This window comes from Bacillus sp. EAC (genome assembly GCF_002156875.1).
In the GTDB taxonomy this organism is placed as follows: domain Bacteria; phylum Bacillota; class Bacilli; order Bacillales; family Bacillaceae_G; genus Gottfriedia.
In genome coordinates, this window is the sequence record NZ_NCSY01000002.1 from 1 (window position 1) to 14,199 (window position 14,199).

Sequence of the window (14,199 nt, forward strand, 5' to 3'; positions counted from 1 at the left end):
CACTTGTTCTTCCCTAACAACAGAACTTTACGACCCGAAGGCCTTCATCGTTCACGCGGCGTTGCTCCGTCAGACTTTCGTCCATTGCGGAAGATTCCCTACTGCTGCCTCCCGTAGGAGTCTGGGCCGTGTCTCAGTCCCAGTGTGGCCGATCACCCTCTCAGGTCGGCTACGCATCGTCGCCTTGGTGAGCCGTTACCTCACCAACTAGCTAATGCGCCGCGGGCCCATCTATAAGTGATAGCCGAAGCCATCTTTCAACAAAGGAACAGGAGTTCCTTTGTGTCATCCGGTATTAGCTCCGGTTTCCCGAAGTTATCCCAGTCTTATAGGTAGGTTGCCCACGTGTTACTCACCCGTCCGCCGCTAACCTGCAGGAGCAAGCTCCTACAAGTCCGCTCGACTTGCATGTATTAGGCACGCCGCCAGCGTTCGTCCTGAGCCAGGATCAAACTCTCCATAATAGTTAAGTTTAAATCTTGTTTTGCTCTAAAACTAATAATTGACGTTTTACTTCATGTTTTGTTTAGTTTTCAAAGTTCATTGTGTCGCGTCATTGGCGACTTTTTTATCTTAACACCTCTCTAAGAGAGAGTCAATAAAAAGTTAAACATTTTTTAACAACTATTTCAGTTGTTTTGCCGCATCATCTTGGCGACGTATATAAATATAACACCTAGGTTTACGTATGACAAGTCTTTTTTTAAACTTTTTCAAATAAAATAGTAAAAATCAAGTTCAAAACAAAGGAAGAGTTATAGGTTGTGTCGAATTACGCATAAACTATATAGAAAAAGGAGAATTGAAAAATGGAATTACAGCCAGATATCCTACTAAAACTACTTATTTCAGCAATGTTAGGTTCTGTGATTGGATTAGAAAGAGAATTAAAAAGGAAACCACTTGGCTTAAAAACCTGTCTAGTTATTTCAATCATGAGTTGTATTTTAACAATTGTCTCAATTAGCTCGGCTTACACATTTAAAAGTAGTGATTATTTAAACATTACAATGGATCCATTACGTTTACCTGCACAAATCGTTTCTGGTATAGGTTTTGTTGGGGCAGGTGTAATCCTTCGTAGAGGGAACGACACAATAGCTGGATTAACTACTGCTGCGATGATATGGGGTGCATCAGGAATTGGAATCATTGTTGGCGCAGGTTTTTATGTAGAAGCATTTGCAGGAGTGGGTTTACTTATTATTAGTGTTGAACTGATTCCTTTCTTAATAAGTAAACTTGGACCTAAAAGATTAAAAGAAAGAGATATCAGTCTAAAACTGATTGTAAATGGAATTGATAATATCAATGTAGTAATTGATCAAATAACAGCCCAAGATATAACGGTTAAAAACATTAAGATAAAAGGTTTAAGCAATGACGAACATTATGTCCAAATGAAGCTATTGGTCTTTAATAAACGAAGAACAACCGAGATTTATTATGATATCGAACAAATCAATAATATCCGCGGTATTGAAATAGAGAGTATTTAAATTTGATAACTAAACAAGTTTTGGTAAAAATAAGTGTTACGAAATAATGATGGAGGTATATATTTTGAAAGTATTTCGTAACGAGCCAACTTATTTTAAATCCTATACCTTACTAAAAATTACATTAATACTAATTTTATTAATAGTTGTATTCGGAACGATTATTCACTTTGCTGAACCATTTACATTCCCAACTATTTGGGATGGATTATGGTGGTCATTAGTTACTACCTTTACAGTTGGTTACGGTGATTATGTTCCATTCTCTCCAGTTGGCAGATTTTTTGCAGTTGTATTGATATTATTAGGAACCGGATTAGGTTCATATTATATGATTTCATTTTCAGCCCAAGCATTTAGAAATCACGATGCTGACTTTAAAGGAACACTTACCTTTTCTAAAAAAAATCATTTTGTCATTGTCGGATGGAATGAACGAGTAAAGAACGTAATTAGTCAAATTCGATCCAACAATAACTCAACTCATATAGTTTTAATCGACGAAAGCTTAGAACTATTACCTCCAGATTTAGATAAGGTACATTTTATAAAAGGCGGTCCTTCAAGTGATTCAATTTTAGAAAAAGCAAATATCCGGTTAGCTCATACAATTTTAATTACTGCTGATCAAAATAAAAATGAACACGAAGCAGATATGCAAACAATCTTAACAATCATTGCGGCCAAAGGAGTAAATCCCTCCATTCATTGCATTGCAGAAATATTAACTAAAAATCAAGTGATCAATGCTAACCGTGCTGGAGCAAATGAGATAATAGAAGCAAATTTACTAACCTCATTTGTAATGTCCGGTTCATTACTCCACAAAGGTTATTCGGATGTCTTTCTAAAGCTTTCAAATCAATTAGAAGATTTTGCTGTCAAAATAATCGAAGTTGATAAACATATGATCGGCCAATTCTATTTCGACATTGTAATAGAAGAAATAAATAAAGACAATTTAATCATCGGTGTCGTTCGTGATAAAAAAACGATTATTCATCCAAATAAAGACTTAAAAATTATTGAAAATGATTTTCTCATTGCACTAGCATAGCTCCTTAAATAAAAAAGAGCCGCATCTAATCGAAGATGAACTGGCTCTTTTATTTTTATAATAGATACTCTTCTACTTTTTTTAGAATTTCTATTCCTTTTATTTGATACTTTCTGGGTACTTTAGCATCTTCTTCTAAAGGCTCAGAAAACTGGTTAATAGATGCAGTAACACTACCTTCCATTCCAACATTATCATCTATTCCTTCATTATAAATATGAGTTAATAAATATGGTGTTTGAAATTGTACAACTGCTCCATTCATATCCAATGAACCTGAAGTCACATCAAATGGTAAACGCAAATACTGATACCCACCGTCATCTGCCATTAATAAATCAAAGCTCCCGTGATCAAAATCCCAATTAGGACCGATTACAAATCCGTGTTCTTTTAATTTTCCTTCAATTGAATTTAGTGGGAAAATCTCTTTTTCTAATTTAGATTTTAAAGGATACATTCTTTTCTCCTCCTTTTTATAGATAGTATCTTCTTACTTGGATAAAAAAATGACCTTTAAATTAAAGGAAATTCTGAATAAGTTTAAAAAAAATAAAAACCGCTGCTAAAACTAATTAGCAACGGTTTTTTATTTATTATTTGGCTGTTTTGTATATATTATTTCAAACGTTCTTCTAATTGCTTTTTTAATTCCTCAAATCCTGGTTTACCTAGTAGTGCAAACATGTTTTTCTTATAAGCCTCAACACCCGGTTGATCAAAAGGATTTACACCAAGTATGTATCCACTCATTGCACAAGCAAGTTCGAAGAAATAAACTGTGTAACCAAAAGTAAATTCGTCTAGTTTTGGTAAAGTAACGACTAAATTCGGTACACCACCATCAGAATGAGCTAATATTGTGCCTTCAAAAGCTTTTTTATTAACAAAGTCTACAGTTTTTCCCGCAAGATAATTTAAGCCATCAGAATCATTGTCTTCAAGTTCGATTGTTAATTCGTGGCGAGCATTTTCAACAAATAGGATTGTTTCAAATAAGTCACGGCGACCTTCTTGAACATATTGTCCCAATGAGTGTAAATCTGTAGAGAAGTTTGCTGAAGAAGGATAAATTCCTTTTTGATCCTTCCCTTCACTTTCTCCGAATAATTGTTTCCACCACTCACCAAAGTACTGAAGAGAAGGCTCGTAATTTACAAGCATTTCGATTGTTTTCCCTTTATTATATAAAACATTACGTACAACCGCGTATTGGTATGCTTGATTATCTTCTAACTCAGATGAATTATATTCTTGATATGCAGCTTGTGCACCTTTCATCATCTGTTCAATATCAAGACCAGCTGCAGCAATTGGTAATAGACCTACCGCTGTTAATACTGAATAACGACCACCAACATCATCTGGTATAACAAATGTTTCATAACCTTTTTCATCTGCAACAGTTTTCAGTGCACCACGTGCTTTATCAGTCGTAGCATAAATGCGACGTTTCGCTTCATCTGCACCATATTTTTCTTCCAATAGTTTTCTAAAAATACGGAATGCAATTGCAGGTTCAGTAGTTGTTCCTGATTTAGAGATAACGTTAATTGAAAAATCTTTGTCTTTTAATAATTCAGCTAAGTCATGCATGTATGTAGAGCTAATATTATTACCTACAAAAAATACTTGAGGTGCATTTCTTTCTTCTTTAGAGGCAACATTAAAAAATGAATGTTGTAACATTTCAATCGCAGCACGAGCACCTAAATATGATCCACCAATTCCAATTACTAAAAGAACGTCTGAATCTGATTTTATTTTCTCTGCAGCTTTTTGAATACGAGAGAACTCTTCCTTATCATACTCATTCGGTAATTCAACCCATCCTAAATAGTCATTACCTGCACCAGTTTTTTCATGAATCGTATGATGAAATAATTTTACAGCATCTCTTAAGTATGTAAGTTCATGTTCTTGAAAAAACATTTTAGCCTTTGAATAGTCAAATTTTATATGAGAAGTCATATGTAACCCCCTAAGATTAATTAATACAATAACAATGTACCTAAATAGTTAGTTCAAATCAAGTTTCTTACTCAAATTTTTGTGAAGTTTTTAACAATTTTAAGCTGAGTTTCACATAAAATTTATTTTTCATCTAATACATATTCTAATTTTATTGAGAGAAAATAACTTAGAAGGTAATGAAAAGGAGGTAAACCTATATGAGTACACTTCAACGTATTGCACTTATCTTTACAATTATTGGAGCAGTAAATTGGGGATTAATTGGTTTTTTCCAATTTGATTTAGTTGCAGCTATATTTGGGGGAGCAGATTCTGCTTTCGCTCGAATAATATATGGTATCGTTGGTATTTCAGGTTTAATAAACCTTGGCTTATTATTTAAACCTTCAGAAGAGCTAGGTACACATCCTGAAACAAATGATATTTAATAGATAAAACTAAAAAGGAAGGGATAGCCCTTCCTTTTTAGTTTGTCATATTTTCTTTCTTCATTTCTAAGTGAATCCACTCGTTTAATTTTTTGTTCAGAGTGCTAAATCCATCTGGCTTAAGTTCTCTTAAAAGTCTTGCAGCATGCCTTAAGTTTTCTTCGCCATTTATTCCTTGATCAATACTTGCGCCTTTTAAAGATAAACTTATTTTCCCGGTCATCTCATCAATTGACAGGACACGTACATTGACGGTTTGCCCAACTGAAATATAATCTCGAATATCTCGAACATAACCATTTATAATTTCGGAAATATGTACTAGTCCTTGTGTTTGTTGATCAAGTGAAATAAAGGCACCATACGTTTGAATACCTGTTACTTTACCAGTGTAGACTTTCCCAATATTGTAGTTTTGTGCCATTCAAAACACTCCTAATTTTCGTTCAATCCTCTTATTAAATTCTAGCACACACAGTCCAACTTTTAAAGCTTGCTCAACTATTACAAAATGGCACTTTGTAACTGCACGATATTTACCTTTATTGTATTATAGTCTCTCTAATGGTTGGGCTATATCTATTATTTTAAAATTTCTTACTATTTATAGTAATTGACTAAAAACTGAAAATATAAAAGTACTTATGTTTCTAAACGACTTTGCCTTTTTACACTATAAAGTTTATTTACTAATTTATTTAAGCATTTTATCTTTTTGGTTTGGACATAATAAGGCAAAATCTAAAAAGGAGAGTTTTGGATGGTGAATCCTTCAGAAACAATACAGTCAACGTATATGGTCTCCGGACTAGATGTCTATTATGAACTTTATGGTCAACATAATTCCATAAAGAAAGATTCAAAAGTTTTTGTATTAATTCATGGATTTTTATCATCTTGTTTTAGCTTTCGTAGGCTAATCCCATTTATTGCAAAAGATCATACTGTACTGGTTATTGACTTACCCCCTTTTGGTAAAAGTGGAAAACATCTCAACTTTATATACTCTTACGATAATTTTGCAAATGTCGTAATTTCTTTAGTGAATCATTTAAATTTACAAAACATTAATTTGGTTGGCCACTCGATGGGTGGACAAATTGCTTTATACGTTTCAAAGAAAAAACCAGAATTAGTAAATAAGGTCATTTTGCTTTGTAGCTCTGGGTATATGGGAAAAGCTAATCCACATTTAATTTTTTCTTCTTATTTTCCGTTTTTTCATCTTTATGTAAAAAGAACATTAGCAAAACAAGGGATAATGAACTCATTGGTCTCAGTAGTTCATAATCAAAGTCTTATTGATGATGAAATGATAAATGGATATAAGGAGCCGTTCTTACAAAATGAAATATTTAGAGCTTTAACAAAAATGATACGTGATCGTGAAGGAGATTTAAGTCCTACTGATTTACAGGATATCAATACTCCTGCCCTATTAATTTGGGGTGAAAAAGATAAAGTCGTTCCGCTCGAAATAGGAAAAAGATTGCACCAAGATTTAAAACAATCCATCTTAGTGACTTATCCTGAAGCTGGACATTTAATTCCTGAAGAAATTCCCGAACATATTTATGATCGGATATCAAATTTTATATAATAAAAAGTCTCGCCGACTTGGCGAGACTTCTTTACTGTTCAAATAAAGGTAATGAAATGATAACCCTTAGTCCTTTACCTTCATAATTACTAAATCTAATTTCTCCATTATGTTGATCAATTATCTGCTTCACGATAGCTAATCCTAATCCAGTACCTCCTTCGTTTCGGGATCTGGCTTTATCTACTCTATAAAATCTTTCACCTAGACTAGTAATTTCCTCATTAGGTACACCTTTCCCCTCATCAATAATCTCCAAAATAACCTTTTTATTTTGACTTAATGAAATAAATATTGATTTTCCATTCGGAGTATAACGAATCGAATTGTCAATAAGATTGTGGATAACTTGTTGAAAACGATCAGGATCAACATTTGCAATGATCGTTTCATCTATATCCCTAACAATCTTAATTTCATTCCTATTGAGTGACTGAGTATAGGTTTCTAGGGTGTCTTCAATTAATTGTGCGATTACATTTGGTTCTTTATTTAGGGGCAACTGCTTTGCATCTAAAGTGGCTAAATCTAATAAATCTCGAACCAACCTTTGCATCCTGCCTGCTTCTTTACGAATAATACCTACATATTTTAATTGTTGTGGTGGTTTTACTACGCCATCAAGTATTGCTTCACTATAACCTTTCACATAACTTAATGGAGTTCTTAACTCATGTGAAACGTTTGCCAAGAATTCTTTTCGATTCTCATCTTCTTTTTGAAGTGACTCTGACATCGAATTAAATGCAGAAGCTAATTTTCCAACTTCATCTCCGCTATTGTACTTTATTCGTTCAGTATAATCTCCATTGGCCATTTTATATGAAATTTGCTCCATTCTTGATAAAGGCTTAATCATTTGTTTGATTATCCTTCTACCAATGACAAGTACAACAAACGCAAATATCAAAGTACTAATTAATAAAATCCATTTTGATTGTTGGATCAATTCAGTAATACTTCTTAGTGGTAAATGCAAATATACAATTCCTTCTAGCTTTTCACCTTTTACTACTGGTACTACAACACCGATTATTTGGCGTTTAAATTTCTCCTCAAATCCTGTCTTTGTGATCGTTTTACCCTTCAATAAGGTTTCTCTATCATCCTCTGTAATAAACGATTGATGACTCAAATTATACGGAATACATGCACTTAAATCCCTTGGATTACTTACAAAAATCACATTAGCATTTGAAACATTATCAAAATTAGAAACGAATTGTTCAAATTTTTTATCATCATTTATTTCATGATAGTGTTTTACTAAACTATTACCTTCTTGTATTAAAGTGGAACGAACATATGAAACATATAATTGTTTATAGGCATATTGAAACATTAAAAAGAAAAAAATAGTTGTACAAATCACAATTAAGCAAATTGTTAACCATAGTTTTTGTAAAAATGAAAGTGAATAAAAAATGCGCCTCATCCACTAATCCCAAATTTATATCCTACACCCCATACAGTAGAAATATAATCTGCATCCTGTCCTAGTTTAATTCTTAATGTTTTAATATGAGTATCTACCGTTCTAGCAGTACCGAAGTAATCAAATCCCCATACTTTTTCTAAAATTTGCTCCCTACTAAACACATAATCCTGATGTTTACAAAAAAAGAGGAGTAAATCATATTCTTTTAAGGTTAATGATAATTCTTTGTTTGATACAAAAACTGTTCTAGCTTTTTCATTTATTTGGATGTTACCTAATTGAAATAATAGCGGTGACTCATCATTATTTTTTGAGCGTCGAAGTACGGCATCTACTCTTGCAATTAATTCACCAGGACTAAAAGGCTTTACAATGTAATCATCCGCTCCCATTTTCAAACCATTTACTTTATCCCATTCCTCACCTTTAGCTGTTAAAAATATGATAGGTACCTTAGATGTTTCTCTTACCTTTTTACAAAGTGTCCATCCGTCCATTATCGGCATCATAATATCTAAAATTATTAAATCAAAGTTAAATTGATTTATCTTTCTTAATGCAACTTCCCCATTATTTGCTGAATCCCAATTATAATCATGGTTCTCTAAATACATTCCAACCAACTGACAAATTTCTTGTTCATCATCTACAATTAAAATCTTTCGTTCATTCATGACGAATACCCTCTCTTAATAATAATTGAAAAGGACCTCTACCAACTAATGCCTCTTTCTCTATGCTCATCGTAGACGTATCGATTTGATACAATTTATTTAAATCATAACTAGCAGCATAGGCCGTATGTTTAAATCCTATAGCAGAATATGGATTTGAACCTATTTCGATAAACTTATCTTGCTTTGTTGTGCTTAGATTTAATTTGTAAATTTGATTCGTTCCATGAGCAATCGTAAATAGCCCATCATCATTCCTAAAAAATGAAATTGGCATTAAAGGTGTATGAAGTGTTTTAATCAATTCACCATTATTAATAGAATAAACCTTAACATCTTCATTTTCCTTTTCACCATTTCCGTGACCTCCGACATAAAGTTCAGAAGCGTCCTTATTTAAAATTAGACCCATTGATGTAAGTGGTACTTTAATTGATTGTTCAATCTTAAAGTTTTCCATATTAATTTGAATAACCTTTTGTTCATTAAACAAACCTACAAATAATTGTAAATGCAAAGGATCTTCCGTCATAGATACTGGATTTTTACCAATTTTAATTTTCTTAAGCAATTTTCCTTTTTCATTAAAAAAAGAGATTGTATTTTCATTCCCATTCGTAATAGCAACCATATTTTTATAGCTTAAGGAAACCATGTTTGAAATTCCTTTTTCAGCATTCCAACTATTAATCTTTTCTCCAGTTGATAGCTGATAAACATCAATAGTCGGGTTTGATGGATGATATACTGCAATTTGTTTTCCTTGATTCAGTAAAATCGCACCACTAACATCTCTATTTAAATTCCAATCTGTTAACTTATGTAAATTGGACTGAGCAAGAAATGTTAAACTTCCTACTTTCTTATTTACTGAAATAATTACATTTTTATTATCATCTATACTACTTAATTTAGTGTTCATACAACTTGAACAAATTAAGCAGAAGAAAACAGCATAAATAACAAAAATCTTTTTCATATAATCACCGCCATAAAAAAGCTTTTCTCTAAAAAAGAAGCTATCCTAATCTTCAATATTGAAAGGATAGCATTCTTTTCTTATTTAGTTAACCATAACTTCTTTTTCCACGTGATCGTGTAACTCACCTTTTTCAACATGGACTTTAATGAAATTTGTTCCTTTTTCTTCAAAATTATACTTCACTTTGTACTCACCTGGTGCAACTTCTTTTGCATCGGAATAATTATGTTTACCCTTTTCATCTTTCCATGTTTCAATACGAACATTCGCCTTTTCTAAAGCTTTTCCTTCGTTCGTTTGAATGTGAATTGTGAATATGTTTTCTTTATTCATTTTAATTTTTTCTGTTCCCATTAAATGAATCATGACATCACCATGATGATGTTCTCCAGAATGTGCACCGTGATCATCTGCTTCATTTCCATTATTTGTTTCCGTATCAGTAGATGTATTTGTTACTATAAAATCTTTTTTTGGCATCGAATGTTGGTCCCTTGCTGTTACGTGAGCTACAACATAATAATCACCTGGATCTGTAAATGTATAATTAGCTGAATAAATTCCATCTGCACCATGCTTAGCATCAAGCATCGCCATGCTATCTTCACCAGTTTTTCCGACTTCAAATTGTACTTCGTCAGCATCGGATACAACTTTTGAGTTTTGAGTTACTTCTGCTCGGAAAGTAATTTCCTTTTTAACATTTATCCCAGTAGTTGGTAGAAGTAAATTAACCTCAACTGGTTTTTCTACTGTTTGCTTCTCAACTTTATCATTAGAGCAGCCTGCAGTTATCGTTATACATGCGAGTACTATACTTAAAACTTTTTTCATATGTATTGCCTCCTAAAATTCTACCGTGAATAGTTTAACAGAAAGTTGTGATGAAAATGTGATAAAGTTCAAAAAAGGCTGTTTCACGAAATTTTTGTTGTTATTTAACAGGAGTTTAGTTATCTTTCTCTCCAGGATGCTTGGGCCGTGGGCAACCTCGGTCAATTTCACCTGTGTTGGGTCGAAGTCTCCGCTCCAATCAAGTTCTATGTTTACGTTACACATATAAAATCTTTTAAAACAATATTCCTTTAGAAAAGAGCAAAAAAAAGAGACCTTCTTTAGTAAGTCCCCATTTTAAATGAATTTATTCATTTGTTCTATTTTTTTCTCTTGCTTGATCAATTTCGAATAAACGCTTCTCTTCTTTTTGTGATGCTCTTTTAAATAAGTAAAATGTAACAAAAGCACCAATCATAAATATGATTAAAGAAATAACAGCTGGAATATATTCGGTTTTATCTTCTGGAAAATATAAAAATTCCATCATGGCTATATCACTCCCTTTGCCAATTATACAAAGTAATGTCTGATAATCAAAGTTAAATTATGATTATAACCACAATGCAAAGCCATAAACACTTGAAATTGATGGCTTCAAACTGGTTTCGTAGAATTTTTTACTATATAAAAAGGTTCATAGTTTATTTCCACTCAAGGATACTTGCTTTCCGTGGGGCTGGCGCTGAGCCTCCTTGGCCCACACGATGTGGATGATGTATGCGTTACGATAGGACGTCTTGGTATAAGAATTTTTTGACCACTGTCGAATCTCACCTGTTCCACTACTCCCACAGGGGTTGAGCACCTACCGTTCCAAGCAACTCTTTTCAGATGTATGGTTTCGATGATTCTTTTACCAACAACAATCACTATTAAAAAGCCAGCCAAAATAAAAACCAATTGATCTTATAATCAATTGGTTTTTTAGTATGATGATATACGCTTTTTTAACAGAGAAAAATCAATAAGATCTCCAATTGTTGCTGGTTCTGGTTTTTTCATATACTGTTTATCCTTTTCTACTAACTTAAAAATATGGTACGTAGTTAATGCATCATCTAATGCTTTATGGTGTTTACCGGTTCCATCTTTGCCATATTCTTTTAATGCATTCCATAGACCAGTTTGGTTTTGATTTCCAAAGAAAGTTTTATATTCAAGACTTAGATCCCTTACATCTGTTTTTAAGGGAAACGGAATATTAGCAGCATCACAATTATGTTTTAACACTCTCATGTCCATGTTACCCCAAGTAATTACTGTCGTTTTATAATGCCTTGTAGCTTCCTTTAGTTTCTCCGCAAGTTCATTTAAAGATATTCCCCGATCAACATTAACTTGAGAAATATTTAAAAATCGTTTGCATCTTGAGGTTAAGGTCGGAAATTGAATTGGTTTAACAAAAGATGAATAGGTTTGATTGATTTCATCGTTTATCACGCTTGCAAAACCAACCTCAATAATTTCCGGATAAAACTTTAATCCTCGTGACTTTCCATCAGGCATTGTAAATTCAAAATCGATAAACAGCAACTGTTCTTCCATCCCCTCACCTCCCAATTTAAAATTTTCTGATTTTTATTTATTGTCTTATATGATTGATGATTATTCAAGTAGGACAAAATACCCATTTCCAAAATGCTTACTTATTAAATTAATACAATCGGTTTGTGTAAAAAATAACAATAGAGTGCCCAACTATATGAAATTTCATGTTAAAATATAAAAGTTCGGTAAAAAAATCGATTCAAGTTTCAAAAATCAAAAGAATATAGAGGGCAATTATGAGAAAAATTATTGGTTTTATCTTTATTATAATAAGCTTTCTTGTCTTTTATTTCACATCTGGGAAAGCCATGTCGGCATACGAAACCTCAAAAAATATTCCAAAAAAGACAGTTGAAGAACTACCAGTTGTTTCTTTATCGCAAAATAGTGTATTTTACGATCGAAATAACAAACCTTTTTATATCCCTGGTTCGGGTGAAAATAGAATTAACTTAAAAAGTAATGAAATTCCTCAACTTGTTAAAGATATTTTTATTTCAACAGAAGATCGTTATTTTTACTCGCATAAGGGTGTTGATCTTTTTGGTGTGGCTAGGGCATTTTTAGTAAATGTCTCAAATAGTGGAATAGAACAAGGAGCTAGCACAATTACACAGCAACTTGCTCGTAATTTGTATTTAAGTAATGAACGTTCAATTGAACGTAAAATTAAAGAGATCCGTATTTCTCTTCAATTAGAAAAGCAATATTCCAAAGATGAAATTTTAGAAATGTATATTAATACAATTTATTTTGCGAACCGAAACTATGGCATAGAAGCTGCAAGTAAAGCTTACTTTAGTAAATCTGCAAAAGATTTGAGTATTGCTCAAACAGCTTTTGTCTGTACGATTCCAAATAACCCAACACTATATGATCCATTTAAAAACTTTAATAATTCTAAAAAACGTCAAGAACGTATTCTTGGAATTTTGAAAAAACAAGGGATTATTACAGAGAAGCAATATACGTCTGCAATGAATGAAAAAATCACTTTAAAATCAGATAGCAAAATTCAAGAATATCCAGACTACTATTCATACGTAGAATCTGAACTTAAGAAAATCTTATCTGGAAGAAAAGGAACATTTAATACTTCAAAACTTTCAGTCGGACAACAGACTGAATTAAGAAAATTAAGAACGCCTGAAGAAAGAGTTACGTATTTACAAAATCAAGGCTTAAAGATTTATACAAGCTTAAATCCATATGTACAAGAAGCAACAGTTAGAGCTGTAAATGAAGGTACGCGATCGACTGGCACTGTAGGATCAGCAGTGGTAATTCGTAATAACAGTCACGAAATCATTGCACTTTCTGGTGGTCCTTACTATCAACCTCACAATCTTAATCGAGCGTTTCAAGATGTTAGACAGCCAGGTTCTACAATAAAACCATTACTTGTTTATGCTCCGTACATTGAATATTTTGGTGCAACTCCTGATACAAAGGTTAGTGCAGATAAATTCTGTGAAAGAGGTTTTTGTCCAAAAAATGATAGTGGTAAAGAATATGGAGATGTGACAATTCGAACAGCGATGCAAAATTCTTATAATACTGCTGCTGTCCGACTATATGATCAGCTTACTCCAAATGTTGGATTTTCATATTTAAATAAATTCAAGTTTTCAAATATCGCTGCTTCAGATCGAGTAGAGTTAGGTATCGCTCTTGGTGGATTTTATTATGGAGTGTCACCGTTAGAAATGACAAGTGCTTATACAACTTTCGGAAATGATGGCGTTTATTATGAAAATAGTGCTATTCAGAAAATAACCTTAAGAGATGGCACAATTGTATATGATAACAATCCAAATTCAACAAGAGTGTATAACCATCAAACGAATGAAACAATGAGAGATATGTTAAATTCAGTTGTCAAATACGGTACTGCAAGACATATTTATATGCCATTGCCATATATTGGTGGAAAAACTGGGACAACTAATGAAAATACGAATCTATGGTTTATGGGTTTAACATCGAACTATACGATTGGGACTTGGATAGGGAATGCTGAACAATCCGTACCAATTCCTAAAAATTATTCTGTACCACCACCACAAACAATTTGGAGAGACATTGTAGTTAATACGAATTTAAAATAATTTATTCTTTAATAGAAATGTAGTTTAGCAGAATCAAATAATAAAAAAGAAGCA

Annotated in this window: 14 protein-coding genes and 1 rRNA gene; 5 read left to right on the forward strand and 10 right to left on the reverse strand. The window is 32.6% G+C overall.

Going from position 1 to position 14,199, the window contains the following annotated elements:
* A 16S ribosomal RNA gene (locus B7R65_RS03090) occupies positions 1-464 on the reverse strand; the annotation flags it as partial.
* A 345-nt stretch (positions 465-809) separates the two neighbouring features.
* On the opposite strand from B7R65_RS03090, the gene B7R65_RS03095 reads away from it, so the two are divergent.
* Both B7R65_RS03095 and B7R65_RS03100 read left to right on the forward strand, forming a co-directional pair.
* Positions 810-1,499 carry an MgtC/SapB family protein gene (locus B7R65_RS03095; RefSeq protein WP_088041300.1) on the forward strand — a complete coding sequence of 230 codons (690 nt, stop codon included), beginning with the start codon at positions 810-812 and terminating at the stop codon, positions 1,497-1,499.
* Positions 1,500-1,563: 64 nt separating this feature from the next.
* Positions 1,564-2,556, forward strand: a complete 993-nt coding sequence (locus tag B7R65_RS03100) for a potassium channel family protein (protein ID WP_179194747.1) — start codon at positions 1,564-1,566, stop codon at positions 2,554-2,556.
* A gap of 55 nt (positions 2,557-2,611) precedes the next feature.
* Here the strand turns inward: B7R65_RS03100 and B7R65_RS03105 are convergent, their stop codons facing one another.
* Both B7R65_RS03105 and B7R65_RS03110 read right to left on the reverse strand, forming a co-directional pair.
* Entirely contained in the window at positions 2,612-3,016 is a 405-nt protein-coding gene (locus B7R65_RS03105) for a YugN family protein (protein ID WP_088041302.1), read from the reverse strand.
* A gap of 158 nt (positions 3,017-3,174) precedes the next feature.
* A complete protein-coding gene (locus B7R65_RS03110; protein ID WP_088041303.1) occupies positions 3,175-4,527 on the reverse strand; it encodes a glucose-6-phosphate isomerase in 1,353 nt (450 codons plus the stop codon).
* Positions 4,528-4,727: 200 nt separating this feature from the next.
* Between B7R65_RS03110 and B7R65_RS03115 the strand changes: the two genes are divergently transcribed.
* Positions 4,728-4,958 carry a DUF378 domain-containing protein gene (locus B7R65_RS03115; protein WP_088041304.1) on the forward strand — a complete coding sequence of 77 codons (231 nt, stop codon included), beginning with the start codon at positions 4,728-4,730 and terminating at the stop codon, positions 4,956-4,958.
* A 37-nt stretch (positions 4,959-4,995) separates the two neighbouring features.
* Here the strand turns inward: B7R65_RS03115 and B7R65_RS03120 are convergent, their stop codons facing one another.
* Complete coding sequence (locus tag B7R65_RS03120; RefSeq protein ID WP_088041305.1) at positions 4,996-5,382, reverse strand: CvfD/Ygs/GSP13 family RNA-binding post-transcriptional regulator; 387 nt, start codon at positions 5,380-5,382, stop codon at positions 4,996-4,998.
* Positions 5,383-5,718: 336 nt separating this feature from the next.
* Between B7R65_RS03120 and B7R65_RS03125 the strand changes: the two genes are divergently transcribed.
* Positions 5,719-6,558 (forward strand): alpha/beta fold hydrolase, encoded by an 840-nt coding sequence (locus tag B7R65_RS03125; RefSeq protein WP_088041306.1) that lies wholly within the window; start codon positions 5,719-5,721, stop codon positions 6,556-6,558.
* Between the two features lie 31 nt (positions 6,559-6,589).
* Here the strand turns inward: B7R65_RS03125 and B7R65_RS03130 are convergent, their stop codons facing one another.
* The 6 genes from B7R65_RS03130 to kapD form a co-directional block, all read right to left on the reverse strand.
* The gene (locus tag B7R65_RS03130) at positions 6,590-7,993 is read right to left on the reverse strand and encodes a sensor histidine kinase (RefSeq protein ID WP_256941143.1); all 1,404 of its coding nucleotides are present in this window, start codon (positions 7,991-7,993) and stop codon (positions 6,590-6,592) included.
* The gene (locus B7R65_RS03135) at positions 7,990-8,670 is read right to left on the reverse strand and encodes a response regulator transcription factor (protein ID WP_088041307.1); all 681 of its coding nucleotides are present in this window, start codon (positions 8,668-8,670) and stop codon (positions 7,990-7,992) included. The genes B7R65_RS03130 and B7R65_RS03135 overlap by 4 nt, the downstream gene beginning before the upstream one ends.
* Positions 8,663-9,649, reverse strand: a complete 987-nt coding sequence (locus B7R65_RS03140; protein WP_088041308.1) for a YncE family protein — start codon at positions 9,647-9,649, stop codon at positions 8,663-8,665. Before B7R65_RS03140 ends, B7R65_RS03135 begins: the two co-directional genes overlap by 8 nt.
* Before the next feature lie 84 nt (positions 9,650-9,733).
* On the reverse strand, positions 9,734-10,486 hold the full coding sequence (locus B7R65_RS03145) for a FixH family protein (protein WP_088041309.1): 753 nt from the start codon (positions 10,484-10,486) through the stop codon (positions 9,734-9,736).
* 307 nt (positions 10,487-10,793) lie between these two features.
* A complete protein-coding gene (locus tag B7R65_RS03150; RefSeq protein ID WP_088041310.1) occupies positions 10,794-10,976 on the reverse strand; it encodes a hypothetical protein in 183 nt (60 codons plus the stop codon).
* A gap of 437 nt (positions 10,977-11,413) precedes the next feature.
* Positions 11,414-12,034, reverse strand: a complete 621-nt coding sequence (gene kapD, locus B7R65_RS03155) for a 3'-5' exonuclease KapD (protein WP_088041311.1) — start codon at positions 12,032-12,034, stop codon at positions 11,414-11,416.
* A gap of 239 nt (positions 12,035-12,273) precedes the next feature.
* Between kapD and B7R65_RS03160 the strand changes: the two genes are divergently transcribed.
* Positions 12,274-14,145 carry a transglycosylase domain-containing protein gene (locus tag B7R65_RS03160; RefSeq protein WP_088041312.1) on the forward strand — a complete coding sequence of 624 codons (1,872 nt, stop codon included), beginning with the start codon at positions 12,274-12,276 and terminating at the stop codon, positions 14,143-14,145.
* Positions 14,146-14,199 lie beyond the last annotated feature (54 nt).